Origin of the sequence: Micrococcus sp. KT16 (assembly GCF_003315015.1) — a bacterium.
Classification (GTDB): Bacteria; Actinomycetota; Actinomycetes; order Actinomycetales; family Micrococcaceae; genus Micrococcus; species Micrococcus luteus.
Genome location: NZ_QNRG01000004.1, coordinates 104,939 through 130,968, shown reverse-complemented (window position 1 = coordinate 130,968; position 26,030 = coordinate 104,939). Strand labels below are relative to the sequence as shown.

General features: G+C 72.5%; 22 protein-coding genes, 1 tRNA gene and 2 pseudogenes. 9 read left to right on the top strand and 16 right to left on the bottom strand.

Features of this window, described 5'->3' with window-relative positions; translation table 11 throughout:
- Positions 1-3 precede the first annotated feature (3 nt).
- Positions 4-1,345: pseudogene (locus DE149_RS05330) on the bottom strand (Nramp family divalent metal transporter).
- Between the two features lie 161 nt (positions 1,346-1,506).
- Between DE149_RS05330 and pta the strand changes: the two are divergent.
- Together pta and DE149_RS05320 are read left to right on the top strand one after the other, a co-directional pair.
- Entirely contained in the window at positions 1,507-3,582 is a 2,076-nt protein-coding gene (gene pta, locus DE149_RS05325) for a phosphate acetyltransferase (protein WP_101965644.1), read from the top strand.
- A gap of 20 nt (positions 3,583-3,602) precedes the next feature.
- Entirely contained in the window at positions 3,603-4,751 is a 1,149-nt protein-coding gene (locus DE149_RS05320) for an acetate/propionate family kinase (RefSeq protein ID WP_078025972.1), read from the top strand.
- A gap of 128 nt (positions 4,752-4,879) precedes the next feature.
- Here DE149_RS05320 and DE149_RS05315 read toward each other — a convergent pair.
- Both DE149_RS05315 and DE149_RS05310 read right to left on the bottom strand, forming a co-directional pair.
- Positions 4,880-5,539: pseudogene (locus tag DE149_RS05315) on the bottom strand (ATP-binding cassette domain-containing protein); the annotation flags it as partial.
- Between the two features lie 8 nt (positions 5,540-5,547).
- Positions 5,548-6,471, bottom strand: a complete 924-nt coding sequence (locus tag DE149_RS05310; protein ID WP_113914119.1) for a glycerophosphodiester phosphodiesterase — start codon at positions 6,469-6,471, stop codon at positions 5,548-5,550.
- Between the two features lie 100 nt (positions 6,472-6,571).
- On the opposite strand from DE149_RS05310, the gene DE149_RS05305 reads away from it, so the two are divergent.
- Complete coding sequence (locus tag DE149_RS05305; RefSeq protein WP_020625359.1) at positions 6,572-7,849, top strand: DUF445 domain-containing protein; 1,278 nt, start codon at positions 6,572-6,574, stop codon at positions 7,847-7,849.
- Between the two features lie 105 nt (positions 7,850-7,954).
- Here DE149_RS05305 and DE149_RS05300 read toward each other — a convergent pair whose 3' ends face one another.
- The 3 genes from DE149_RS05300 to DE149_RS05290 all read right to left on the bottom strand — a co-directional run bounded on the left by DE149_RS05300 (position 7,955) and on the right by DE149_RS05290 (position 9,735).
- Positions 7,955-8,842 carry a hypothetical protein gene (locus DE149_RS05300; RefSeq protein ID WP_113914118.1) on the bottom strand — a complete coding sequence of 296 codons (888 nt, stop codon included), beginning with the start codon at positions 8,840-8,842 and terminating at the stop codon, positions 7,955-7,957.
- A 33-nt stretch (positions 8,843-8,875) separates the two neighbouring features.
- Positions 8,876-9,601 (bottom strand): alpha/beta hydrolase, encoded by a 726-nt coding sequence (locus DE149_RS05295; protein WP_041103593.1) that lies wholly within the window; start codon positions 9,599-9,601, stop codon positions 8,876-8,878.
- A 61-nt stretch (positions 9,602-9,662) separates the two neighbouring features.
- Positions 9,663-9,735, bottom strand: a tRNA-Lys gene (locus tag DE149_RS05290).
- A gap of 158 nt (positions 9,736-9,893) precedes the next feature.
- Here DE149_RS05290 and DE149_RS05285 point away from each other — a divergent pair.
- The 3 genes from DE149_RS05285 (at position 9,894) to DE149_RS05275 (ending at position 12,375) form a co-directional block, all read left to right on the top strand.
- On the top strand, positions 9,894-10,568 hold the full coding sequence (locus tag DE149_RS05285; protein WP_041103592.1) for a hypothetical protein: 675 nt from the start codon (positions 9,894-9,896) through the stop codon (positions 10,566-10,568).
- A 139-nt stretch (positions 10,569-10,707) separates the two neighbouring features.
- A complete protein-coding gene (locus DE149_RS05280; protein WP_036314859.1) occupies positions 10,708-11,334 on the top strand; it encodes a hypothetical protein in 627 nt (208 codons plus the stop codon).
- A 15-nt stretch (positions 11,335-11,349) separates the two neighbouring features.
- Complete coding sequence (locus DE149_RS05275) at positions 11,350-12,375, top strand: inorganic phosphate transporter (RefSeq protein ID WP_078025975.1); 1,026 nt, start codon at positions 11,350-11,352, stop codon at positions 12,373-12,375.
- 92 nt (positions 12,376-12,467) lie between these two features.
- Here the strand turns inward: DE149_RS05275 and pstB are convergent, their stop codons facing one another.
- From pstB to pstS, 4 genes are all read right to left on the bottom strand, one after another.
- Complete coding sequence (pstB, locus tag DE149_RS05270; RefSeq protein ID WP_036384205.1) at positions 12,468-13,247, bottom strand: phosphate ABC transporter ATP-binding protein PstB; 780 nt, start codon at positions 13,245-13,247, stop codon at positions 12,468-12,470.
- An 86-nt stretch (positions 13,248-13,333) separates the two neighbouring features.
- Positions 13,334-14,515, bottom strand: coding sequence for a phosphate ABC transporter permease PstA (pstA, locus tag DE149_RS05265; RefSeq protein ID WP_036384203.1), 1,182 nt, complete (start codon positions 14,513-14,515; stop codon positions 13,334-13,336).
- Between the two features lies 1 nt (position 14,516).
- Complete coding sequence (pstC, locus tag DE149_RS05260; protein ID WP_049147798.1) at positions 14,517-15,473, bottom strand: phosphate ABC transporter permease subunit PstC; 957 nt, start codon at positions 15,471-15,473, stop codon at positions 14,517-14,519.
- Positions 15,474-15,607: 134 nt separating this feature from the next.
- Entirely contained in the window at positions 15,608-16,720 is a 1,113-nt protein-coding gene (gene pstS, locus DE149_RS05255; RefSeq protein ID WP_069941087.1) for a phosphate ABC transporter substrate-binding protein PstS, read from the bottom strand.
- Between the two features lie 226 nt (positions 16,721-16,946).
- Here pstS and DE149_RS05250 point away from each other — a divergent pair, with 226 nt between their 5' ends.
- Both DE149_RS05250 and radA read left to right on the top strand, forming a co-directional pair.
- Entirely contained in the window at positions 16,947-18,116 is a 1,170-nt protein-coding gene (locus DE149_RS05250) for an aromatic acid exporter family protein (RefSeq protein ID WP_069941088.1), read from the top strand.
- A gap of 89 nt (positions 18,117-18,205) precedes the next feature.
- Complete coding sequence (radA, locus tag DE149_RS05245) at positions 18,206-19,642, top strand: DNA repair protein RadA (RefSeq protein WP_069941089.1); 1,437 nt, start codon at positions 18,206-18,208, stop codon at positions 19,640-19,642.
- Between the two features lie 13 nt (positions 19,643-19,655).
- Here the strand turns inward: radA and DE149_RS05240 are convergent, their stop codons facing one another.
- Positions 19,656-20,477, bottom strand: a complete 822-nt coding sequence (locus DE149_RS05240; RefSeq protein ID WP_069941090.1) for a hypothetical protein — start codon at positions 20,475-20,477, stop codon at positions 19,656-19,658.
- 41 nt (positions 20,478-20,518) lie between these two features.
- Here DE149_RS05240 and DE149_RS05235 point away from each other — a divergent pair, with 41 nt between their 5' ends.
- Positions 20,519-21,451: an A/G-specific adenine glycosylase gene (locus DE149_RS05235; protein ID WP_152743583.1), complete on the top strand. Its 933-nt coding sequence runs from the start codon at positions 20,519-20,521 to the stop codon at positions 21,449-21,451.
- Positions 21,452-21,488: 37 nt separating this feature from the next.
- On the opposite strand, the gene DE149_RS05230 is transcribed toward DE149_RS05235, so the two are convergent.
- The 5 genes from DE149_RS05230 to DE149_RS05210 form a co-directional block, all read right to left on the bottom strand.
- The gene (locus DE149_RS05230) at positions 21,489-22,004 is read right to left on the bottom strand and encodes an amino-acid N-acetyltransferase (protein ID WP_002856080.1); all 516 of its coding nucleotides are present in this window, start codon (positions 22,002-22,004) and stop codon (positions 21,489-21,491) included.
- 96 nt (positions 22,005-22,100) lie between these two features.
- On the bottom strand, positions 22,101-22,283 hold the full coding sequence (locus DE149_RS05225) for an Rv0909 family putative TA system antitoxin (RefSeq protein ID WP_041104640.1): 183 nt from the start codon (positions 22,281-22,283) through the stop codon (positions 22,101-22,103).
- 327 nt (positions 22,284-22,610) lie between these two features.
- Positions 22,611-25,166 carry an ATP-dependent Clp protease ATP-binding subunit gene (locus tag DE149_RS05220; RefSeq protein ID WP_041104641.1) on the bottom strand — a complete coding sequence of 852 codons (2,556 nt, stop codon included), beginning with the start codon at positions 25,164-25,166 and terminating at the stop codon, positions 22,611-22,613.
- A 156-nt stretch (positions 25,167-25,322) separates the two neighbouring features.
- Positions 25,323-25,706 (bottom strand): Lsr2 family protein, encoded by a 384-nt coding sequence (locus tag DE149_RS05215; RefSeq protein ID WP_370446019.1) that lies wholly within the window; start codon positions 25,704-25,706, stop codon positions 25,323-25,325.
- 83 nt (positions 25,707-25,789) lie between these two features.
- Complete coding sequence (locus DE149_RS05210; RefSeq protein ID WP_041104642.1) at positions 25,790-26,029, bottom strand: hypothetical protein; 240 nt, start codon at positions 26,027-26,029, stop codon at positions 25,790-25,792.
- Position 26,030: the final 1 nt, after the last annotated feature.

Below are 26,030 nucleotides of genomic sequence, written 5' to 3'. Positions count from 1 at the left end.
CGGTCAGCCCCCGATCAGCGGCTGCAGGGCCTTCCACAGCTCGTTCACGCCGATCGCCACGAACACGGCGGCCGTCAGGCCCAGCAGCGTGTTGCGGATCCAGCCGTTGCGGAACTGGGCCGGCACCTCCTTCTTGTTGTTCAGGAACAGCAGCGTCACGGCCAGGAACGGCATGAACAAGGCGCCGAGCGTGCCGTAGAGCAGGATCAGGAAGATCGGGCGATCCAGGAACAGCAGGGTCATCGGCGGGAAGGTCAGCCACAGCAGGAAGAAGCGGCCCGGCTTCGAGGCCAGCGAGGGGGCGTCGTCCTGGTCGAGCTCGTCCGCGGGGCGGCGGAAGTTCGTCCAGAAGTCCGCGAACATCAGGGAGACGCCGTGCCACACGCCCAGAAGCGAGGAGAAGGACGCGGCGAAGAAGCCCACCAGGAACACCACGGAGTACGCCTGGCCGTAGCGCTCGGCGAGCACGTTGCCGACGTCGAGCAGGCCGCGGTCACCGGAGGAGATCGCCAGGCCGGCCGAGTGGAGCAGCTCGACGCCCATGATCATGGTGGCGATCACGAAGATGCCGGTGAGGATGTACGACGTCGCGTTGTCGAACTTCATCACCCGCATGTACTTCGGGACGTTCCAGCCCTTCTCCCGCAGCCAGTAGGCGTACGCGCCGAGGGTGATGGTGCCGCCCACGCCGCCGGCCAGGCCGAGCACGTAGAACATGACGTCCGGGTCGCCGGACGGGATGCGCGGGACCAGGCCGGCGAGGATGTCGCCCACGTTGGGGGGCGGTGAGCGCCGCGGAGAGCAGGACGGTCAGGAACATGACGCCGATCAGCACCGCCATGAGCTTCTCGATCAGCCCGTACCGGTTCAGCCACACCAGGCCCAGGCCCACGAGGCCCAGGCCGATCGCGTAGACCTTCATGTCCACGCCCGGGAACAGCGCGGCCAGGGGCAGCGCGGCCGAGCTCATGGCGGTGGCGCCGTACACGAAGCCCCAGATCAGGATGTAGGGGCCGAAGTACCAGGAGGTCCAGGAGCCCAGCGAGCGCCAGCCCTGGAAGATCGTCTTGCCGGTGGACAGGTACCAGCGGCCCACGCCCTCCACGAGCACGATCTTGAAGATCACGCCCAGGATCACGGCCCACAGGAGCATGTAGCCGTAGCGGGAGCCGGCGGTGAGGGTGGCCACGAGGTCCGCGGCGCCCACGCCCGTGGCGGCCGCCACGATGCCGGGTCCCAGCGAGTTCCACTTCGGCCGGATGGGGGTCTCGTTGAGCTCGGCGTCCGTGAACCCGATGATGTCGGGGTTGTGCACGGGGCGGCCGCGGTCGGCTCTCGTTGCCATGGGAGGGTCCTTAATGCTTGACGGGGCGAGTGCAGTCATGTGTGTCACGCGCGTGAGAGACACGCCTCACTCACGTCGATCCGCGTCGGCCGGGACGGGCCCCGACGCCGCGGCCTCGGTACCGTGAACGACGAGCCCCGTCCTCCACCGGAAGGTCCGCCATGCCCCAGGGAATCTTCGTCTCCACCACGTCCACCGGCGCCGGCAAGTCCCTCGTCAGCCTGGGCCTGGCCGACTCGCTGTACCGGCGCTCCGGCACGGTGGGCTACTTCCGCCCCGTGGTGCCCGGCGACGACGTGGAGACCGACCCCATGGTGCTGCTGATGCGCGAGCAGTACGGCCTCTCCCCGGAGCAGGCCCGCGGCGGCCTCACCGCGGCCGAGGCCCGCACCCTCATGGCCGAGGGCCGCGGCGACGAGGTCCAGCAGCGCTGCGTGGAGCAGTACGACGCCATGCGGGCGGCGGGCGGCGTCGTGGTGGTGGAGGGCACCGACCTGATCAGCCCGGACCCGGCCGCCGACCTCGACCTCAACGCCCAGCTCGCCCGCAACCTCGGCACCCCCGTGGTCGCCGTGGTCTCCGGCGCGGACCTGACACCCGAGCAGGCGGCCGACGTCGTGGACCTGGCCCGGCGCACCCTCGACGACGCCGGCGTCGAGCTGCTGGCCGTCATGGTCAACCGCGCGGACCCCCGTGACCTCGACGCCGTCGGCGCGGCCGTGCGCCCCGGCCGCCACGCCTGGCCCGTGTACGTGCTGCCCGAGCTGACCGAGCTCGCGCACCCCTCGGTGGCCGAGGTGGCGGACGCGCTCGGGCTCGAGCAGATGGCCGGGCAGGAGACGCTGGACCGCGACGTCGTCGAGGTCAAGGCCGTCTCCATGGAGGGCGGCAACTTCCTCGAGGTCCTGCGCGAGGGCGCGCTCGTGATCGTCTCCGGCGACCGCTCCGACGCGATCCTGGCCACCGTGGCCTCCTCGCTGACCCCGGACTTCCCCACCCCCTCCGGCATGATCCTCACCAACGGCATCCTCCCGAACCGCCAGCTCCAGCGGCTCTACCTGGGCGCGGCCTTCCCCGTGTTCGTCACCCACGACGACACGTTCACCACCGCCGCGAAGGTCTCCCGGGTGCGCTCCGAGCTCTCCAGCGCCCAGCCCCGCAAGACCGCCGCCGCCCTGGGCACCTGGCACCAGCGCGTGGACGGGGACGAGCTGCTGGCCCGCTTCGACCTGCCACGCACCGACGTCGTCACCCCTCTGCGCTTCCTGCACGAGCTGATCTCCCGCGCCCGCGCGGACCGCCGCCGGATCGTGCTGCCCGAGGGCGAGGATGCCCGCGTGCTGCGCGCCGCCGAGATCCTCCAGCGCCGCGACGTCTGCGACCTCGTGGTGCTCGGCCCGGCCGCCGCCGTGCGGGAGCTGGCCTCCCGCGAGGGCGTGGACCTGAGCGGGATCGAGCTCGTGGACCCCGCCGACTCCCCGGACCTGGAGCGCTACGCGCAGGAGTACGCCCGGCTGCGCGCCCACAAGGGCGTGGACGCCGAGCGCGCCCGCGAGGTCATGCAGGAGGGCGCCTACTTCGGCACGATGATGGTCCACCTGGGCGACGTGGACGGCATGGTCTCCGGCGCCGCCCACACCACCGCCAACACCATCCGCCCCGCGCTGGAGTTCGTGAAGACGAAGCCGGGCGTCTCGATCGTCTCCTCGGTGTTCTTCATGCTGCTGCCGGACCGCGCCCTCGTGTACGGCGACTGCGCCGTGAACCCGGACCCGGACGCGCAGCAGCTCGCGGACATCGCCGTGGCGTCCGCGGCCACCGCCGCCCAGTTCGGGGTGGACCCGCGCGTCGCCATGCTCTCCTACTCCACGGGCGCCTCCGGCTCCGGGCAGTCCGTGGACAAGGTCCGCGCCGCCACGGAGCTCGTGAGGGAGCGTGCCCCCGAGCTGAAGGTGGAGGGCCCGCTGCAGTACGACGCCGCCGTCAACGCCTCCGTCGCGGCCTCGAAGATGCCCGGCTCCGAGGTGGCCGGCCAGGCCACCGTGTTCGTGTTCCCGGACCTGAACACCGGCAACAACACCTACAAGGCCGTCCAGCAGTCCTCCGGGGCGGTCGCCGTCGGGCCCGTGCTGCAGGGCCTGAACAAGCCCGTCAACGACCTCTCCCGCGGCACCACCGTGGAGGACATCGTCAACACCGTCGCCATCACCGCCATCCAGGCCCAGGCCCAGGGCTGACGCCCCGGAAGGAGTCCCCCGTGCTCGTCCTTGTCATCAACTCCGGCTCGTCGTCCCTGAAGTACCAGCTCCGTGAGCTGGCCGACGACGGCACGGACGCCCCGGTGCCCGTCCTCGCCCAGGGCCTGGTGGAGCGCATCGGCGTCCCCGGCTCCGGCGTGCCGGACCACGCCGCCGCCCTCGAGCAGGTGGAGGCCGAGCTGGCCGAGGCGACCGGCGGGCGCACCATCGACGCCGCCGGCCACCGCGTGGTCCACGGCGGCGAGCGGTTCACCGCCCCGGCCCGGGTGACCAACGAGGTGATCCGCGCGATCGAGCGCCTCGCCCCGCTGGCCCCGCTGCACAACCCCGCCGCCGCCCAGGGGCTGCGCGCCATGGCCGAGCGCTGGCCGGACATGCCCCAGGTGGTCGTGTTCGACACCTCGTTCCACCAGACCATGCCCCGCGAGGCCTGGCAGTACGCCCTGCCGGACGAGGTCTACACGGAGCACGGCATCCGCCGCTACGGCTTCCACGGCACCAGCGACGACCTCGTCACCGGCCTCGCCGCGGAGCATCTGGGCATCCCGCGGGGGGAGTTCCGGGCCGTGGTGCTGCACCTGGGCAACGGCGCCTCCGCCACCGCCATCCGCGACGGCGTCTCCGTGGACACCTCCATGGGCTACACCCCGCTGGCCGGCCTGGTGATGGGCACCCGCTCCGGCGACCTGGACCCCTCCGTGGTCACCCACCTCATGCGGAACCACGGCTACGACGCCGAGGAGCTGGACACCCTCATGAACAGGCGCTCGGGCCTGCTGGGCCTGGCCGGGGAGGCGGACATGCGCCAGGTGCTGGAGAACGCCGCCTCCGGGGACGGCCGCGCCCGCAACGCCCTGGACGTGGCCTCCTACCGGCTGGCCAAGTACGTGGGCGGCTACCACGTGGCCGTGGGCGGGGCGCAGGCGATCGTGTTCACCGCCGGGATCGGCGAGAACTCGGCTCCGTTCCGGGCGCGCGTGCTCGACCGGCTCGAGGCGCTCGGGGTGGCCTACGACGCCGAGGCCAACCGCGCCCGCGTGGCCGGGCCCCACACGATCTCCGCGCCGGAGTCGGCGATCCCGGTCCTCGTGGTCCCCACGGACGAGGAGCAGGCGATCGCCCGCTTGACGTGGGAGCTCGCCCGCTGAGCACCGCGCCCGACCGTCCGACCGACGCCCAGCGACATCGCCGCCGGTCCGCCCGGCAGTGATGTCGCTGCGGCTCGGTCGACACGAACGGGGCGCTTCTGCACCCGACCGTCCGGCCCGGTCAGCGCTCAGACGTGGGTGCCGTCCGCCTCCACCGCGATCCCCAGCTCGTTGCCCGGGATCGAGGCGAGCAGCCGCCGCGTGTACGGGTGTCGGGGGTTGGTGAAGACCTCCTCGGAGCTGGCCGCCTCCACCACCCGGCCGTCCTTCATGACGCACACGTAGTCGGAGATGAGCCGCACCACCGCCAGGTCGTGCGAGATGAACAGGTAGCTCAGCCCCAGCTCGTCCTGCAGGCGGCGCAGCAGCGTGAGGATCTGGTCCTGCACGAGCACGTCCAGCGCGGAGACCGGCTCGTCGCACACGATCAGCTCCGGGTTCAGCGCGAGCGCCCGGGCGATCGCCACGCGCTGGCGCTGCCCGCCCGAGAGCTCGGCGGGGTACCGGCGGTGGAAGTGCGAGGGCAGGGCCACCTGGTCCATGAGCTCGAGCACACGTGCCCGCCGCTGCGTGGCGTTGCCCCGCCGGTACGTCTGCAGCGGCTCCTCGATGATCCGGCCCACCGTGAACGAGGGGTTGAGCGAGGAGAAGGGGTCCTGGAACACGGCCTGCACGCGCTGCCGGAAGTCCTTGAGCCCCTCCCCCTTCAGCGCCAGCACGTCCCTGCCCTCGAAGCTGATCTCGCCCGAGGTCGGCTCGATCAGCTTGAGCAGCATGCGCGCCGTCGTCGGCGCCCTCAGGCCCCGGTGGGCATCCGCTCCCGACGCGCGGCGGCCCGCTCGCGGACCCAGCGCAGCACGTCCTCCGGACGGTTGGTGGTGAGCTCCTGCACCCCCTGGGCGAGGAGAGAATCGGCGTCCTCGCGCTCGTCGACGGTCCACACGCGCAGCCGCCGCCCCGCCGCCAGCCACGCCTTCACGTCCGCCAGGTGCTCCCGCACGTAGGCCACGGAGGGCCCCGCCATCCCGGCCCGGCCGCGCCAGACGAGCGCCTCGGACCCGGCCAGCGACTGACGCGCCGCCGCACGCACCGCCGCCCGGCTCAGCGGCCCCCGCGCGAGCCGGGTCGGCAGCTCCGTCGGCATGAGGTCCATCAGGGGGCAGAGGGGGTCCGTGCCGGCCAGCGGCGCCACGTGGCGCAGCGCGTCCGGGTGGAAGCTCATGAGGGACACCTGCACCTGACCCACCCGGCCGGTCTCCGGGTCCCAGCCGGCCCGCAGCAGCTCCCGCAGCACCCGTTCCTCGAGCTCATGCCCGAACGGGGAGGGATGCTTGAGCTCCACGGCCAGGCGCAGCGGCCGGTCCGCGGCCGTCGCGATCGCCAGGAGGTCGGCCAGGGTGAGCACCTGCTCCCCCGCGCCGCCGTACGCGGCGGGGGGCGCCGTCGTCGTGGTGGGCTCGGCCCCCGGGCGCCGGGCGTGCCACGAGACGACGTCGAGGCCGCGCAGACGCTCGAGCGTGTGGTCCGCGACGGCGCCGCGCCCGTCCGAGGTGCGGTCCACGGTGGGGTCGTGCCAGCAGACGACCTCGCGGTCCCGCGTGAGCTGGACGTCGCATTCGAGACCGTCCGCGCCCACGGCGAGGGCGTGGAGCATGGCGGCGCGGGTGTGCTCGGGGAAGGCGGCGGAGGCACCGCGGTGGGCGATCACGAGGGCGGACACGCCGCCAGGCTAGGGAGCGCCTGTGCCGGCCACGTCACCGCAGGGTGCCCGGCTGGTTAACTGGTGGGGACCATTCGGTGCACGCGATCAGGAGCCTGCCGTGTCCTTCTCCCCCGACCCCGCCCAGCAGCTGCTCAGCGCCGGCGCCCTCGAACGCGCGGCGGGCCTGCGGCGCATGAAGGCCGTCGCCCTGGGCCTGCTCATCCTGCTGGCCGTGGTGTTCGTGGTCGCGTTCCCGTTGCAGGACGCCCACCCGGTGTGGGGCTACGTGCGCGCCGCCGCGGAGGGCGGCATGGTCGGCGCGCTGGCGGACTGGTTCGCGGTCACGGCGCTGTTCCGCCACCCGATGGGGGTGCCCGTGCCGCACACCGCCCTGATCCCGCGGAAGAAGGACCAGCTCGGCGCCGCGCTGACCGAGTTCGTGCAGGAGAACTTCCTGGACTCGGAGGTCGCCCACGAGAAGGTCGACGGATTGAAGGTGGCCGAGGCCGCCGGCGGCTGGCTGCGCCGTGAGGAGAACGCGGCCCGCACCGCCCGGGAGATCGCGACGGCGGCCCGGGGCGCCATGGCCGCGGCTGACGACGACGCCGTCCAGGAGCTGCTGCGCCAGCTGATGGAACGCCACATGGTGGCCCCGGACTGGTCCCCCACGCTCGCGGGCGTGCTGGAGGACGTGGTGGCCGGCCGGCACCACGAGCGCGTGGTGGACCTCGTGGTCGCCCACACCGGGGACTGGGTGGCCGCCCACCCCGAGCTGTTCGTCGAGACGGTGCGCCGCCGCTCCCCCGAGTGGAGCCCGGACCTCGTGGACCGCCTCCTCGCCGAGCGACTGCACGCCGAGACCCTCAAATACCTCGCCGGCATCCGCCGCGACCGGCAGCACGAGGCCCGCCGCGCCGTCGACGACTGGCTCGACCGCCTCGCCGACGAGATGCGGAACGAGCCGGCCACCCGCGCCTCGGTGGAACGGTTCAAGCGGAACCTTTTCGCGGACGAACGGCTGCGCGCGTGGGCCGGGCGGGCCTGGGTCTCCCTGCGGGACTCGCTCCTGGACGCGCTCGAGGACCCGTCCTCCGACCTGCACCGCGCGCTCGTGGCCGCCCTGCGCGACCTCGGCGCCCGCCTGCAGGAGGACCCCGAGCTGCGCGACCGTGTGGACGGCCACGCCCGCCGCGCCGCGGCGTATGCGCTGAGCTCCTACGGCCCGGCAGTGACCGGGGTGATCGAGGAGACGGTCGCCCGCTGGGACGGCGAGCAGACCGCGCGCACCCTCGAGCTGTTCGTGGGCAAGGATCTGCAGTTCATCCGCATCAACGGCTCGGTCGTCGGCGCGCTCGCGGGCCTGGCGATCCACGGGGTGGCGACACTGTTCCTCTGAGACGCGGCCCCTGCCCCGCACTTTCGAACGTGACATGGGGCGAATGGGCGCTTTCGAACGTGAGATAGGGCCTCTCTCACGTTCGAAAGCGCGGGGGCGGGGCCGTCAGGCGGCGGGCTTGCCCTTCTTCTGCCTGTCGTCTTTCTCGTCCTTGCCGCCGGGCAGGGCGCGACGGATCGCGCCGAAGACGCCGCCGTCGTCCTTGGTGCCATCGGCGCGCCCCTGTGCGACGCCCTCGCGGATCTCGCCGGGGATCACCATCGGCAGGGGGCCGAAGAGCTCCGCGGCGTTCTCCATCACGGCCTTGCCCATGGCGCGGTTGCCCACGCCGCCGATCACGGCGCCCACGCCGAACGGCACGGCGCGGCCCACGAAGCCGGCACCCTGCCGCAGGAGCATCTTGCGCATGAACGTCCTCTTGAGGCGATCCACCACGAACGCGCTGATGCCGGTGCCCGATGCGGTGCCCGCGAGCGCGTTGAGGCTGGACTGCGGGTCGTAGGGACGGCCGGCCTTGGCGGCGGCCTCGCGGAGCAGCTCCTTGGCGTCGTCGCCGAGCATGAGGCCCATGACGAGGGCCTGGGCGCGCTGCGGGTCCTGCGTGGTGATGCCGTGCAGCTCGGCGAGGGACTGCGCGTAGAGGGCGGTGGCCTCCATGAAGCCGGCGACCGCGGCACCGGACAGGCCGAGCGCGGCCACGGTGCCGATGCCCGGGACGATCGCGGTGCCGCCCACGGCGGCACCGGCCCCCGTGACGGTGGTCAGGTACTGCTGCCCGAGCCGCTCGGCGAGACGCTCCGGGCTCTCCCCCGGGTGCTTCGCCGCCATGCGCTGGATGTTCTTCAGGACCAGGGGGCGCTGGACCGCCAACACCGTGGAGAGGGCCTTCTCGAAGCCCTCCGTGGGCTCGCCGTTCTCATCGAGTGCCGACTTCAGCCCGAAGTCCTTCACCTTCCCGGACGCGTACCGGCCGATCGTCGAGTTCTTTGCCATGCGCGCCACAGTATCGGCGCGCGACCCCCGCGGTCAGGACCCGGGCGTCGCCGCGCGCAGGGAGTGCTCGAGGAAGATGCGCACGTCACGGACCTCGTCGGGGCCGGTCCCGTGCAGGATCCCGGGGTAGGTGCGCACGGTCAGGCGGGTGTGCTCCTCGGCCCACGCGCGGGTGTGGGCGACGGCGTCCGGATGGATCACGGGATCCTCGGCGTCCCGGCCCCAGAAGAACGGGCGCGGGCCCGGTCCCTCGGCCGGGGAGTCGAGCATGGCCAGCAGCTCGTTGTCGACGGCGAAGCCGCTCAGGCCCACACCGCAGGTGAACGCCTCGGGGCGCAGACGCAGGACCGTCGTCGCCATGGCCATGCCCTGGGAGAAGCCGAGCACCGAGACCGTGCGGAAGCCGGCCGCCACGACCTCCTCGGCGGAGAGCACGTCGAACACGCGGTGGGCGGCGGCGAGCACCTGGGCGAAGTCGGACTGCAGCAGCAGGTCGAGCAGGAACCAGCCGTGCGCGCCGGGGTCGCCCGGGCCTTCGGACGCCGTCTCGTCGATCTCGAAGCCGCCGCGCACCGCCAGGCCGGTGCACCGCTCCGGGAGCATCGGGAAGTGGCGGCGCGCCGCGCGGACCTCGTTGGAGCCGTAGCCGTGGAACACGAGCACCAGGTCCGTGCCCGCGCGCTCCGCCGGCGGGCGCGACCACACCACGCTGTGGCCGGAACTGATCGTCTCGGTGACTGGTGGGGGCGTGGGGCTCATGGCTCCATCCTAGGGAGGACCCCCGACCGGGCGTCATGCCTGGTCAGGGGCCGTTTTCGCGTGGGCCCTGCGGGGATCGAACCCGCGACCGGCGGATTAAAAGTCCGATGCTCTGCCAGCTGAGCTAAAGGCCCCCACCCGCGGCCGACGACGACGGCGCGCGGCCGACGACGGCGACCCTCACGGGTGCCCTCCGATGGTAGCCCAGGCGTCCGGGGCACTACCGTGGACGGGGCCGCCGCCTCCGGCGACCACATCCCCACCCCGATGCGCCCTCGAAGGGAGCCCGCCCATGGCACGTCACCGCCTGCCCGCCGGCCGCGGCGCCAGCTCGAGCGCCTCGGGCGTGCTGCGCCCCCACCGGCCCCGCCTCTCGGAACCGCAGGAGCTCACGCACTTCGCCGGCGGCGAAGACCCGCAGGAAGTGGCCGCGGCGGCCTCGCGCCTGGCCCACGCCCTCGTGGCCGGCGGCCGCGCGGAGGAGGACCCGGCCATCGTCGAGCGGCTGGTCGGGCTGGTCCGCGAGCTGGGCGTCGAGACGCTCGCCGAGCTGTGGGCGGACGCCCCGCCCGTCTCGCTCGCCGGCGCCCTGTGGCGCCTGTACGCGCTCCAGGAGGCGACGACCCGCGACGGCGAGCGCTGGGCCGCCTGGTACCGCGCCGGGCATGCCGCCTACGCCTCGCGCGTCGTGGCGGGCGCCGTCGAGCCGCCGGGGCCGGCCGAGCTGCGCCGCCTCACGGACACGATCCTCACGGGCGCCTACCGCTCCGAGATCGACGTCGCGTTCGAGCGCGCCGCGGCCTACGCCCGCGTCGTGGCTCTGGGCCAGGTCGAGCACGCCGAGGGCTCCGAGGCCGCCGCCCCGGACCGCGCCGCCGCCCTCACCCGCCGGGCCGCGCGCCTGGTCAGCACCGCCGACGCCCTGGAGGCGGCGGGTCGAGCGTTTCGGGACGGATCGCTAGACTGATGGGGACGGCGCCGGGCCGCTGGTAACCCCGGGCTCCAACACATAGCCGCTGCGAGCGGCCTTCCGCCGAGAGGCGTTCCCGGTCCGGCGTCGTCGTCGACCCCTTCGCCACCCGTCGACGAGAGAGCGACCGCTGCCCATGTCCCCCCGCATGCCCTGGCTCGTCACGCGCGACACCCCGGCGCTGCGCCACATGGCGGACCTCGCCGAGGCCCTGCACCGGTCCGTGCATCTGGTGGCCCAGGTCGCGGGGACCCGCGGACCCGAGGCGGACCGTGCCGCCCGTGAGCTCGAGGAGCTCGACTCGTCCTCGAGCGCCACCCTCATGGCCTTCCTCACCGCGCTGCGCAGCGCCTACGTGACTCCGCTGCCCCGTCAGGACCTCTACCGGCTGGCCAGCGGCGTGCACGCGACCACCCGGCGCGTCGTGTCGGCGGGCGTGCTGATCCAGCGGGCCGACCTCGAGGAGCTGCCGACGCACGCCCTCGACGTCCTCGAGACCGTGGGTCGTCAGGCCGAGCTGCTCGCCCGCGGCGCCGCCGAGATGCGCGACCTCGACGCCCTGGAGGCCACGTGGATGCAGCTGCTGCGCGCCTCCCGCCGCACGGAGCGGATCATGGTCGAGTGGCTCGCCGACCTCGGCATGGACCTGCTGCAGCGCGACTACAACCGCCAGCGCGAGGTCGCCTGGGCGCTGCACGCGGCGCTCGAGGCCCTCTCCCGCGTGAACATGGACCTGGGCATGGTGCTCGTCCGTGAGTCCTGAGCCGGTGGAGGCGCCGTGACCGCGGGGCTCGCCGTCGTCCTCGTGCTGCTGTGCGCCGTCGGCGCGCTGATGGGGTTCCGTGACGCCCCCAACGCCGCGGCGCTGCCTGTCCGGTACCGGGCGCTGACCCCGCGCGGAGCCCTCCTCCTGACCGGAGCGGTCAACACCGTGGGCGCCCTGCTGGGCATCGGGCTCATCACGCTGAGCGTGCACTACTTCACCTCGCCCGCGGTGCGCAGCGAGATCGGCCCCCTGGCCGTGGGCGTGTCCTGCGCGGTGACCCTCGTGTGGGGTCTGCTGCTGTGGTGGCGGCGCCTGCCCGGCTCCAGCACGCACGCGCTGATCTCCGCGCTGGCGGGCAGCCACCTCGCCGTGCGCCTGAGCCTGCACATCGACGTCGCCCACACCATCTTCGACCTCGTCCGCGCCGAGGTGCTGCTCAGCCTGTTGCTCTCGCCCCTGATCGCGTGGGCGCTCGCCCGCCTGCTCACCGCCCCCGCCATGCGGCTCGCCACCCGCGGCACCACGGTCAACGTCCAGCACCGGGCCCGCGTCGCGTTGGGCATCTCCGCCAGCGCCATGGCCATGGGCCACGGCCTGCAGGCCGGTCAGCGCATGGGGGTGCTGTGGGCCGCCGTGCTGGTGGGGTCCGGGTCCGTCCTGGCGCCGGACGCCCTGACGGCCGAGTTCGTGGGGGGCGCGTTCCTGTTCGCCCTCGCGGTCGGGCTCGGCACGCTGGGCGGCGCCTGGCGGATCGCCTGGACCCTCACCGAGCGTCTCGTGCGCCTCGACCCCCTGCGGGCGTCCGTGGCCGCCGTCATCCCCGCGGGCCTGCTGTTCGTCGGATCCCTGGTGTTCCACCTGCCCCTGTCCTCCACCCACACGGCGACGGCGGCCATCGTGGGCGCCGGCCAGACGCAGACCTACGCGTCCGTGCGCTGGCCCACCGTGCTGCGCGTGGTCGGCTGGTGGCTGCTCACGCCGGTGGCCTGCGCCCTCCTCGGCCTCCTCGGCACGCTGGCCCTCCTCCCGCTGGCCTGAGGCCGCGCCCGACGACGACGCCCGGCCCCGCAGACGCCGCGACCCCGCCCGGCGTGCGGCCGGACGGGGTCGGGGACGGAGCGCGGGGCGGCTCAGCCGAAACGGCCGGAGACGTAGTCCTCGGTCTGCTGGCTCGAGGGGTTGTTGAAGATGACGTTGGTGTCGTCGTACTCGATCAGCTTGCCGGGCTTGCCGACGCCCTGGATGTTGAAGAACGCGGTCTTGTCCGCCACGCGCGCGGCCTGCTGCATGTTGTGCGTGACGATGATGACCGTGTACTCCTCCTTGAGCTCGTTGATCAGGTCCTCGACGGCGAGGGTGGAGATCGGGTCGAGCGCGGAGCAGGGCTCGTCCATGAGGATCACGTCGGGCTGCACCGCGATGGAGCGGGCGATGCACAGACGCTGCTGCTGACCGCCGGAGAGGCCGGAGCCGGGCTTGTCGAGGCGGTCCTTGACCTCGTTCCACAGGTTGGCGCCGCGCAGGGACTTCTCCACGAGCTCGTCCGCACGGGACTTGTTCAGGCGGGTGCCGTTGAGCTTGTAGCCGGCCAGCACGTTGTCGCGGATGGACATCGTGGGGAACGGGTTCGGGCGCTGGAAGACCATGCCGATCTGGGAACGGACGCGGACCGGGTCCACACCGGGCCCGTAGATGTCCTCGCCGTCGAGCAGGAGCTGGCCGTCCACGGTGGCGCCGGGGAGCACCTCGTGCATGCGGTTGATGCTGCGCAGGAAGGTGGTCTTGCCGCAGCCGGAGGGGCCGATGAAGGCGGTGACGGAGCGGGGGGCGATGTCGATGTTGACGCCCTCGACGGCCTTGAACTTGCCGTAGAAGACATCGACGTCGATGGCCTGGATGCGCTTGGACATGAGTGGTTCTGTTCCTTCGTGGAAGTCTCTGGGGGGGTGCGACGGGGTCGGGGCCGGCCGCCCGGGGGATTCCGGGCGGCCGGGCCTCACCGGCCCTTCTTGGGGGCGAACGCCTTGGCGATGAACCGTGCCGCCAGGTTGAGCAGCATGACGATGGTGACGAGCAGCAGGGCGGCTGCCCAGGCGCGGGCGGTCGAGGGGTCCGCCGCCGTAGGCGAGGTCGGGGCGACCAGCTGGCGGTAGATGTACACCGGCAGCGCGGTCATCCAGTTGTCGAACGGGTTCCAGTTGATGCTGGTGGCGAAGCCGGCCGTCACGAGGATCGGCGCGGTCTCGCCCGCCACGCGGGCGATGGCCAGGGTGACGCCGGAGGCGATGCCGGAGATCGCGGTGGGCAGGACCACCTTGGCGATGGTCTGCCACTTGCGCACGCCGAGGGCGTAGGCGCCCTCGCGCAGCTCGTTGGGCACCACACGGAGCATCTCCTCCGTGGATCGCACGACCACGGGGATCATGAGCACCGAGAGCGCGATCGCGGCCGTGAGACCCATCTGCACGGACTGCAGTGCGGTGGACTTGCTGCCGGTGACCAGGGTCAGGACCCACGTGATCGCGGCGTAGGCGAAGAGGCCGGCCACGATCGAGGGGATGCCGGTCATGACGTCCACGAAGAACACGATGGCGCGGGAGAACCAGCCGCCGCGGCTGTACTCCACCAGGTAGATGGAGGTGAGCATGCCGATCGGCACGGAGATCAGGGTCGCGATGATCGTGATCACGACGGTGCCGATCAGGGCGTGGCCGAAACCGCCCGCGAGCCCGCCGGCGGGCTTGCCGTCCTCCACCCACGCCGAGTCGTCGATGCCGGTGATGCCCTTCATGTCGTACGCCATGATCTGCGGGTTGGCGATCAGGGTCGGCAGACCGGCGGAGAGGACCGACCACAGCACGGAGACCAGCGGCACCAGGGCCACGAGGAACGCCAGCCACACGAGGTTGCGGCACAGGCCGTCTGCGGCGCGGCGCCGGTTCTCCATCACGCGGGTGGCCACGTAGAGCCCCGCGATGTAGAGGATGGCGGCGATGATCACGAAACCGACGACGTTGAAGGCGCCGCTGAGCAGCACGGTCAGGCCGGCGGCGACGACGGCCGCGGCAGCTGCGACGGCCATCCAGGTCCAGCCGGGCTTCTGACCCTCGGTCAGGGAGTGACGCCGCGGCGTCACGCTGTCCTCGGTGGCCCGGGGAGAAGTCGAGACAGTGCTCATGTCAGTTGGCTCCCGAGAATTCCTTGTGCTTGTTCACGATCGCGCGGGCGATCATGTTCACCGCCAGGGTGATGATGAAGAGCATGAGACCGGCAGCGATCAGCTCGTGCAGGCGCATGTTGAACGCCTCGGGGAAGTTGAGCGCGATCTCCGACGGGATCGTCTGGTTCCTGCCGGACTCCACGAGCGACCAGGAGAAGACGCCGCCGGAGAGCACCATGGTGACCGCCATGGTCTCGCCGAGCGCGCGGCCGAGGCCGAGCATGATCGAGGAGATGATGCCGGCCCGGGCGAACGGGAACACGGTCATCTTGATCATCTCCCAGCGCGTGGCGCCGAGGCCGAGCGCGGCCTCCTCGTGGAGCTTCGGGGTCTGGGTGAAGATCTCACGGCAGAGCGCGGTGATGATCGGCAGGACCATCACGGCCAGCACGACGCCCGAGGTCAGCAGGGTGCGGCCCGTGGTGGTGGCCGAGCCGCCGAAGAACGGGATGAAGCCCAGGTTCTCGTTGAGCCAGCCGTAGATCGGCACCATCAGCGGAGCGAGCGTCAGCCAGCCCCACACGCCGTAGACCACGGAGGGGATCGCGGCCAGCAGATCGATCACGAAGCCCACCGACTGCGCGATGCGCGGGGGCGCATAGTGCGAGATGAACAGGGCGACACCGATCGCGACCGGGGTGGCGATGAGCAGAGCGATGATCGACACCATCACGGTGCCGGCCATGAGCGGCCACACGTACTGGAAGAAGGAGTCCGCAGACACGAGCTCCGCGCCCGGCTGCAGGGCAGGCCATGCCTCCGTCAGGAGGAAGACCGCCACGAAGGCGAGCACGAGCAGGATCAGGACGGCGGCCGCCAGGGCCCCGCCGGAGAGGAGCTTGTCTCCGGCGGCTCCGCGGCGGGGGCCGCGCAGGCTGGACGGCTTCGGTGCCGCCTCGTTGGTGGTTGAGGACACGGTGCCTTCCCTCAGATCGACGTGCGTGGTGATGGACGGGCCGCGACGAACGAGTGCCCTGACGCGGCTTCAGCCGCCGGGCCCGTGGGGCCCGGCGGCCGAAGCGGCGGTGGGTCAGCCGACAAGAAGCGACATCAGCCCTTGACCGAGATGGCCTCGATGCGCTCCATGGCCTTCTTGCGGGTGTCCTCGGAGATCGGGGCGTTGCCCGCGGACTCCTCGGCGGTCTTCTGACCGTCCTCGGACACGACGTACTCGGCGAAGGCCTTGACCTGGTCCACGGTCTCCTGCGACTCGTACTGGTTGCAGTAGATGTGGTAGGAGACCAGCACGACGGGGTACACGCCGGACTCGTCGGTGGCGCGGTCGAGCTCGATCGAGCCGTCCTCCTTGGCCTCGGACTTCTCGACGGTCGCGGCCGCGGCCTCGGCGGAGTACTTCACGTACTCCTCGCCGACCTTCACGGACACGGTGCCCAGCTCGCCCACGGCGGAGGCGTCGGCGTAGGTGATGGCGCCTTCGGTCTGGGAGGCCAGGCCCACGACACCCTTGGTGCCCTGGGCGGACTCGGCGGTGATGTCGGACGGCCAGGTCTCGACCTCGTCGTAGGACCAGGCATCGCCGGCGGCCTCGGTGAGGTAGGCGGTGAAGTTCTCGGTGGTGCCCGAGTCGTCGGAACGGTGCACGACGGTGATCGGGGTGTCGGGCAGCTCGACGCCCTCGTTCTGCGCGGCGATGGCCTCGTCGTTCCAGTTCTTGATCTCGCCGGAGAACACCTTGGCGATGGTCTCGGCGTCCATCTTGACGTCATCGACGCCCGGCAGGTTGTAGGCCACGGCGATCGGGGAGATGTAGGCCGGCACGTGGAACGCGCCCTCGTCGCCGCAGTTCTCCTTGGCGGACTCAGCCTCCTCCTCCTTGAGGGCGGCGTCGGAGCCGGCGAAGGAGGTGGCACCGGCGAGGAACTTCTCACGACCGGCACCGGAGCCGTCCGGGGAGTACTGCACGGTCAGGTTCGGAGCGGTCTCGGTGACACCCTGGGTCCAGGCGGTCATGGCCGCCTCCTGCGAGGAGGCGCCGGCGCCGACCAGGTTGCCCTGGACCTCGGAGGTGGTGCCCTGCTCGCCGCCGGCGGAGCCGGAGGCATCGGAGCCGCCGTTGCCGCTGTCCGCGGAGGAGCAGGCGGTCAGGGCGATGGCGGCCACGGACAGGAGGGCGGCGGAGCGGCCGAAGCGGAGAGCCTTCACGAAGAGCCTCTTTCAATCGGATGACGACGGTGAGGGCAGAGCGTCCGGCTGGCCCGGTTCTGCACCGCACCCGACCGTACGGTCCAGAGGTGAATCGAGTGCTCGGCCGGGGTGAACAGATGGTGAACGGGAGCGGCATTCGCAGGAATGATCTGTGCCGTGGGCCACAATGCTTGGTTGAGCCTCGCACGGCGGGGGCACCGCGGCGTCGGACTAGGCTGGCCGCATGACGGACCGCTTCGCCACCGCCACGGGCACGGTGCCGATGGTCGACCCCCAGACCCGCGGGGAACGTCTCGGCCGCTTCCTGCGTCGGCGCGCCCGTGCGGGCTGGTCCCGCGTCCGCTCCTCCGTGGGCCAGGCCGCCCTCGTCGCTGTCTGCGCGGTGGGCGCCTACTGGTTCGCGGAGGCCGTCCTGGGCCACCAGCAGCCCCTGTTCGCCTCCACCGCCCTACTGATCGCCCTCGGCTTCCAACGGGAGCCGAAGCTGCGCAAGGTGGCCGAGGTCGCCGTCGGCTGCACCGTCGGCATCCTGATCGGGGACCTGCTCATGGTCGGGCTCGGCCGCGGCCTGTGGCAGGCCTCGGTGGTCCTGTTCGTGTCCGTGATGGTGGCCCGGTTCCTGGACTCCGGCGCCACATTCACGATGCAGATGTCCCTGCAGTCCGTCCTCGTGGTCCTCCTGCCCACCGGCACGGGAGGGCCGTTCGTCCGCAGCCAGGACGCGATCGTGGGCGGCGTCCTGGCCCTGCTCGTCACGTTCCTCTCGCCCCAGGACGTGCGCCGTCCCGCGGTGCGTCAGCTGGGTGGACTCTACGACTCGATCGCCACGGTGCTGCGCGACCTCTCCCGGGCCCTGCGGGAGAACGACTCCCGCACCGCCTGGATGGCGCTCGTGGCCAGCCGCGGCACGCACACCACGCTGGAGGCGCTGCGCAAGGAGCTGCGCGTCACGCATGAGCAGACCGTGTTCAACCCGCTGCACCGCTCCTCGCGCTCCTTCGTGGAGGACGCGGTGAACGCGGCGGACCGCTCGGACCTGGCGGTGCGCTCCCTGCGGATCGTGGCCCGGCGGGTGGTCTCGGTCCTGGACGAGGGTGTGTTCGACGACGACGACCGCGAGCGCCTGGCCGCCTGGTTCGACGACGCCGCGGACGCCGTCGAGATCCTGCACCGCTCCCTCGTGGAGCCGCAGGCCGAGGGCCGCCATCGCTCGCTGTCCGTGGCGCGGGACGCCCTGGGGGCGTCCGCGTCCGCGCTGGACCCGCACCAGCTGGGCGGCGGGTCCGTGCACGGCGAGGCGCTCGTGATGCTGCTGCGGCCCATGATGGTGGACCTCATCGAGGCCACGGGCGCCGAGCACGACGAGGCGCGCGGCTACCTGCCCCGCGTCTGAGCCCGACGGCGGCGCACGGCCCCGGCGGCCGACGTCGGACCGCGCGCGGTGCCGGCTAACGCGTCCGCCTCGGCTCCTAGAGTGGGCGCATGGCCACCAAGACCGCCCCGAAGCGTGCCCCCGGATACCGCTGCACCGAGTGCGGCTGGACCACCGTGAAGTGGGTCGGCCGCTGCGGGGAGTGCCAGTCGTGGGGCACGGTCGAGGAGATCGGGCTGACGTCGACCACCGGTCGCACGCGCGCGGCCACGGTCGCGGAGGTCGCGCCGCGCATCGCGGACGTGGACGCCACGCTGGCCTCGTTCCGCTCCACGGGGGTGCGTGAGCTGGACCGCGTGCTCGGCGGCGGCCTCGTGCCGGGCGCGGTGATCCTGCTGGCCGGCGAGCCGGGCATCGGCAAGTCCACGCTGCTGTTGGACGTGGCCGCCCAGACGGCGCGCGGCGCGGGCGGCGGCGGTCCGCGCTCGGTGCTGTACCTGACGGGCGAGGAGTCGGCGGCGCAGGTGCGCTCCCGCGCAGACCGGATCGGGGCGATCGCGGACACCCTGCGTCTGACGGCGGAGACGGACCTGGGCCGGGCACTGGGGCAGATCGAGCGGACGGACCCGGAGCTGGTGATCGTGGACTCCGTGCAGACCCTGCAGTCCACCGAGGTGGACGGGATCGCCGGGGGCGTCAGCCAGGTGCGCGAGGTGGCGGCCAGCCTCATCCGCACGGCCAAGGAGAAGGGGATCACCACGGTCCTGGTGGGCCACGTGACGAAGGACGGGACCATCGCCGGCCCGCGGCTGCTCGAGCACCTCGTGGACGTGGTCTGCCAGTTCGAGGGGGACCGCCACTCACGGCTGCGCCTGGTGCGTGCGGTGAAGAACCGCTTCGGGCCCACGGACGAGGTCGGCTGCTTCGACCTGCGGGAGGACGGCATCGAGTCCCTGGACGACCCCTCCGGTCTGTTCCTCTCGGGCGTCTCGGAGCCGGTCGAGGGCACGTGCGTGACGGTGACGCTCGAGGGCCGGCGCCCGCTCGTGGCCGAGGTGCAGTCCCTGCTCACCCCGTCCGCCGGCGGCAGCCCGCGCCGCACCGTCTCCGGCGTGGACGCGGCGCGCGTGAACATGCTCCTGGCCGTGCTCCAGCGCCGGGCCCGTTTCGCCCTCGCCCAGGACGACTGCTACGTGGCCACCGTGGGCGGCGTGCGACTCTCGGAGCCCGCCTCGGACCTGGCCGTGGCCGTCGCCGTGGCCTCGGCGAAGCTCTCGGCCCCCGTCCCGCAGGGGATGATCGCCGTCGGTGAGCTCGGGCTGGCCGGGGAGGTGCGCCCCGTGCCCGGCATCGGGCGACGGGTGCGCGAGGCCGCCCGCCTGGGCTTCACCCGCGCCCTGGTCCCCCGCTCCCCCGAGCCGCTCGGGGACGTCCCCGCGGGCTTCACGGTGGCGGAGGTCGGCTCGATCGGCGAGGCCCTCGCCACGATCCCCACGTGGACCGGCGGCGGCCCGGCCGCGCATCCGGAGGCCGGCCCCGGCCGCTGACGGCGCGGCCGGCTCAGCGGGACGATGACGGCGACGGGTCGGTGGTCGAGGCCGACGCCGGGTCGGAGGCGGACCCCGACGGGGAGGCGCTGCCGCTCGAGGAGGGGGTGGCCGAGGAGGGGGTGGCCGAGGAGGGGGCGGCCGAGGAGCTGCTGTCCTGGGCCCCCGGGGCGAGCTCCTCGAGGATCTTCAGCGCGACGGGGCGGGAGGTGACGTCGCCGAGGCTGACCGTCAGCAGATGGGGCCCGGGCTCCGCGAGAGCGCCGAGGCGGCCGCAGTCCTGGCTCGAGGCGCGGCCGGACCAGCGGTACACGGCGGTGAGCTCCTCGTGCGGGTACAGCACCCGCTGGGCCTCCGCGGGGTCCGCCTGGCAGATGCGGGTGGAGAAGACGTCGTCGCCCTCGGCCGTGCGGATCGTGAACTCCTGCCGGGCCGTGCCCACATCCGTGCGGCACGGGGTCGAGGAGAGGTTCGTGATGCCCAGGCGCAGCTCGGCCTCCTCGCCCCGCTGGTACTCGGACCGGTCCGCGGAGGCGGCGATCCGCAGATCCGAGGGCTGGCACTCGGCGGCGTCCTCGAGGGCCACGGTAGGCGAGGCGGAACTGGACTCGGCGTCCGTGGCCGGGGCGGGCGACGGGGAGTGCACCGGCGTCGGGGCGGCGGAGGGGTCGGCGTCCTCGGAGGAGAAGGCGCCGATCCCGGCTCGGACGAGCGCCACGACGGCCCACCCCACCAGGAGCAGGAGCACGAGGGCGAGCAGGGCGGCCACGAGCCGCCGGCGGCGGTAGACGGCGGGGGACGGCTTCGACCCGGGGGAAGTCGGACGAGACGGCATGCGATCCAGGGTAGGCGGCGGCGCACCCTACAGTGGACGCCATGCCCGCGCCCGCCCCCCTCGTCCCGCCCACGGTGGACGTGCCGCACCTGCACGACGCGATGCTGGGCTGGTTCGCCGTCCACGCCCGGGACCTGCCCTGGCGCAGCCCGGACTGCTCCCCGTGGGGCGTGCTCGTCTCGGAGATCATGCTCCAGCAGACCCCGGTCGTGCGGGTGCTGCCCCGCTGGCGGGAGTGGCTGGAGCGCTGGCCCACCCCCGCGGACCTGGCCGCCGCCCCCACCGCAGACGTGCTCACGGCCTGGGACCGACTCGGCTACCCGCGCCGGGCCCTGCGCCTCCAGGAGGCCGCCCGGGCCGTCGTCGGGCGCCACGACGGCCGGGTGCCGGCCGACCCCGCCGCCCTGCGCGCCCTGCCCGGCATCGGCGAGTACACGGCCGCGGCGGTCGCGAGCTTCGCGTTCGGCGTCCCCGAGACCGTCGTGGACACCAACGTGCGCCGGGTGATCGCGCGCGCGGTCGCGGGTGAGGCCCTGCCCGGCAGGTCGCTGACCCGCGCCGAGATGCGCCGCGCCCAGGCCCTCATGCCCGAGGACCCCGCCCGCGCCAACGCGTGGAACGCGGCCGTCATGGAACTCGGGGCCCTCGTCTGCACCGCCCGCTCCCCCGCCTGCGACCGCTGCCCGCTGGCGGAGACGTGCGCGTGGGTCGCAGCGGGCTCCCCGCCGCCGGTGGAGGTGCCGCGCGGCCAGGCCTGGGCCGGCACGGACCGTCAGGTGCGCGGGGCCGTGATGGCCGCCGTCCGCGAGCACGGGCGCGTGGCCGAGGCGGAGGTGCCCGCCGTCGTCGTGGCCGGGGGGCGGCTCGGGTCGCACCGCCCCGACGACGCGCAGTGGGCGCGGTGCGTCGCCGGGCTCGTGTCGGACGGGCTGCTGGCCCGGGACGACGACGGCGGCCTCACCTTCCCGGCCTGACCTCGCCGGGGCCTGGGGCGGCCCGCGGTGCGGCGGCTCAGAGGCGGCGGATCATCCGCGTGTTGCCGAGCGTGTTCGGCTTGACCCGGGCGAGGTCCAGGAACTCGGCGACGCCCTCGTCCGTGGAGCGCAGCAGTTCCGCGTAGACCTCCGGGTCCACGGCGGACTGGTCCGCCATCACCTCGAAACCGTGCCGGCGGAAGAACTCGACCTCGAAGGTCAGGCAGAAGACCCGCTCGACGCCCACGGCCCGCGCACGGTCCAGCAGCTCCTCGATGATCAGGTGCCCGACGCCGGTCCCCCGGTGGGCCTCCGAGACGGCGAGGGTGCGGACCTCGGCGATGTCCTGCCACATCACGTGGAGGGCGCCGAAGCCGGCCAGGGTCCCGTCCGCCTCCTCGGCGACCACGAACTCCTGGATGGCCTCGTAGTAGGCCACCGCCTCCTTCTGGAGCAGCACGCGCTCCCGCGCCAGCGGCTCCACGAGCGCCTGGATGACCGGGACGTCCTGGGTCCGCGCCGAGCGGAGGGTGAGGGGGCGGTCGGCAGGCATGGGGTCCAGTCTAGGCACGGACATCCCGACCCCGGACAGACGGGAGCCCCCGTCCCGGCGGACCGGGCGGGGGCTCCCGCGGCGTCGACGGCAGGCTCAGGCCTGCTGCTCGCCCTCGTCCCCGGACAGGAACTTCTCCTGCGCGCCGTCGACACCCTTGTTCACGGTGTCGCCGTGCTCGCCGAGCTTGTCGCCGTGCTGCTCCTGAGCGTTGTCCACGGCCTCGTCGATCTTGTCCGAGTGCTGGTTTGCGAGGTTGTTCAGGTCACCGATACCCATGGGCGGCCTCCTTCTTCTCGGGGCTGCCCCGCAGCCGTCCCGGCGAGCGCCGGGTCGAAGCGGAGACAGGACCACCGTCGAGCGGTCACAGACCACAGTGGCACCGATCCCGCCGCGAGGGAACCCCTCTCGTGCCTCCGGAGAGGCGGGCCGGTTCAGCGGTCCTTCGCGAGGCCGTCCTTGATGCCGGCGGCGGTGTCGCGGACCTCGGCCCCGGCGTCCCCGCGGGGGCACGACGACGGCCCGCCGCCTCCTCCCCGAGGGGGAGGGGCGACGGGCCGTGGCCACCGGACGCGCGGTCCGGCGTCGTGGGTCAGACCCCGCAGGTCACACGGAGCGGTCGGCGTCCACCGGATCGCCGGCACCGGACTCGAGCTCGGCCAGGTCCGCACCCTCCAGGGCCTCCCGGCCGCCGGAGAACGCGAACGTCAGCTCGGCGCCCTCCCCCTCGCCCGTGGCGTCCACGGTGATGAGGGAGCCGGCCGGGATCTCGCCGAAGAGGATCTTCTCCGAGAGCTGGTCCTCCACCATCTGCTGGATGGTGCGGCGCAGCGGGCGGGCGCCCATGGCCGGATCGTAGCCGCGGTCCGCGAGCAGATCCTTGGCGGACTGGGTGAGCTCGATGGACAGGTCCTGCTCCGCCAGGCGCTTGCCGAGGCGGGAGACGAACAGGTCCACGATCTCCACGATCTCGTGCTTCTGCAGCTGCGGGAACACGATCACGTCGTCCACACGGTTGAGGAACTCGGGGCGGAAGTGCTGGCGCAGCTCCTCCTTGACCTTGCCCTTCATCCGCTCGTACCCGGTGGTGGTGTCCGTGGCCGACTGGAAGCCGGTCATGACGCCCTTGGAGATGTCCCGGGTGCCGAGGTTCGTGGTCATGATGATCACGGTGTTCTTGAAGTCCACCACACGGCCCTGCGAGTCGGTCAGGCGACCGTCCTCGAGGATCTGCAGCAGGGAGTTGAACAGGTCCTGATGGGCCTTCTCCACCTCGTCGAACAGCACCACGGAGAACGGACGGCGGCGGACCTTCTCGGTGAGCTGGCCGCCCTCCTCGTAGCCCACGTAGCCGGGAGGGGCGCCGAACAGACGCGAGACGGTGTGCTTCTCCTGGAACTCGGACATGTCCAGCGTGATGAGCGCGTCCTCGTCCCCGAAGAGGAACTCCGCGAGGGACTTGGCCAGCTCCGTCTTGCCGACGCCGGTGGGGCCGGCGAAGATGAACGACCCCGAGGGGCGGTTCGGGTCCTTCAGGCCCGCGCGGGTGCGGCGGATGGCGCGGGACAGGGACTTGATGGCCTCGTCCTGGCCGATCACGCGGCGGTGGAGCTCGTCCTCCATGTTGCGCAGGCGGTCCGTCTCCTCCTCGGTGAGCTTGAACACCGGGATGCCGGTGGACTTGGAGAGCACCTCGGCGATGAGGTCCTCGTCCACCGTGGCGACGTCGGCGTCCGCGCCGGTGCGCCACGCCTGCTCCTTCTCGCGGCGCTCGTCCCCGAGCTGCTGCTCCTGGTCCCGCAGGCGGGCGGCGCCCTCGAAGTCCTGGCCGTCGATGGCGGCCTCCTTCTGGGTGCGCACCTCCGCGATCCGGGACTCGTAGGCCTTGATCTCCGGCGGCACGGTCATGCGACGGATGCGCAGACGCGCGCCGGCCTCGTCGATCAGGTCGATGGCCTTGTCCGGCAGGTGCCGGTCGGAGACGTAGCGGTCCGCCAGGCCGGCGGCGGCCTTGAGCGCGCCGTCGGTGATGGAGACCTTGTGGTGCGCCTCGTAGCGGTCCCGCAGGCCGCGCAGGATCTCCGTGGCGTCCTCGACGGACGGCTCGGCGACCTGGATCGGCTGGAAGCGGCGCTCGAGCGCGGCGTCCTTCTCGATGTGCTTGCGGTACTCGTCCAGCGTGGTGGCGCCGATGGTCTGCAGCTCACCGCGGGCCAGCATCGGCTTGAGGATGCTGGCGGCGTCGATCGCGCCCTCGGCCGCACCCGCCCCGACGAGGGTGTGGATCTCGTCGATGAACAGGATGATGTCCCCGCGCGTGCGGATCTCCTTGAGCACCTTCTTCAGGCGCTCCTCGAAGTCGCCGCGGTAGCGGGAGCCGGCCACGAGGGAGCCGAGGTCCAGCGAGTAGAGCTGCTTGTCCCTGAGCGTCTCCGGGACGTCGCCGCGGTCGATCGCCTGGGCCAGGCCCTCGACGACGGCGGTCTTGCCGACGCCGGGCTCGCCGATGAGCACGGGGTTGTTCTTGGTGCGGCGGGAGAGCACCTGCATGACGCGCTCCATCTCACCCGCACGCCCGATGACGGGATCCAGCTTGCCGTCGTGCGCGGCCGCGGTGAGGTTGCGTCCGAACTGGTCCAGCACCACGGAGCCGGCGTTCTGGCCGGCCTCGCCGCCCTGGCCCACCCCGGCACCCGCGGTCTCCTTGCCACCCTGGGCGCCGCCCTGGTAGCCGGAGAGCAGCTGGATGACCGTCTGACGGACGCGGTTCAGGTCCGCGCCGAGCTGCACGAGGACCTGGGCGGCCACGCCCTCGCCCTCGCGGATCAGGCCGAGCAGGATGTGCTCGGTGCCGATGTAGTTGTGGCCGAGCTGCAGCGCCTCGCGCAGGGACAGCTCGAGCACCTTCTTGGCGCGCGGCGTGAAGGGGATGTGGCCGGGCGGGTTCTGCTGACCCTGGCCGATGTCCTCCTGCACCTTCTCTCGCACGGCGCCCAGGGAGATGTCCATGGACTCCAGTGCCTTGGCTGCGACGCCCTCACCCTCGTGGATCAGACCGAGCAGGATGTGCTCGGTGCCGATGTAGCTGTGGTTGAGCATGCGCGCCTCTTCCTGGGCGAGCACGACCACCCGCCGGGCGCGGTCGGTGAATCTCTCGAACATGGGCACACTCCTTGCGTACGGTCGTGGTCGACACTACGCACCCGGACCGCGTGCCGCGCGGCTGTTCGCCAGCGGGAGAAGCGGCCCGGCCGTCCTCGGGAGGGGCCGGAACGAGGCCCGGGGACGCCGATTCCTCGACGCACCCGGGCGGGACGCTCACTTGCGCTTCGCGTTGCGGTAGGCCTCCACCACGTCGCGGTGCAGGCGACCGCGGCTCGAGACCTCGTAGCCGTTCTCGGCCGCCCACTTGCGGATCTGGGCGGCCTCGACCTTGGGCGACGGCGGCGCCACGGCGCGGCCCTTCTTCATGTAGGGCTTCAGGAACTCACGGAGTTCCGCAGCGTGCTCCTTCGACAGGTCGATCTCGTAATTGCGACCGTCCAATGCAAAGTTCACGGTCTCATCTGCAGGCGAACTGTCAAGATCATCCACGAGGACCACTTCTACCTTCTGTGCCAACGGTGATTCCCACTTTCTTCTCTCGTGCGCGTGTCCCTGGGTTCCGGTCTTCGCTCTCGGGGTTCTTTCCCGCGTGCTCACGATTCCGGCCGTGCACTTGTGGTGATTCAAGAATACCGCAACGAAGCCGGGCAGAAGGATTCTTCAACGCCGGGGAAGGAATCTCACCGGGCGCGGTCCTCCGGATCAGCCCCCGGCCCTCCCTCGGCTCGGCGTCGGGCCGCCCACTCACGGGCCTCGGCCTCCTCGCGGGCCGCCCGCGCGTCCGCGCCCGAGAGCCGGCGGGCCTGACTCTCGCGCTCACCCGTGTCCGAACGCAGCAGGGAGCGCATCACCAGCCAGAAGATGAGCCCGAGGCCGATCGAGGGGGCGAGGACGGAGAAGTAGTCCCAGAAGGCGGCCATG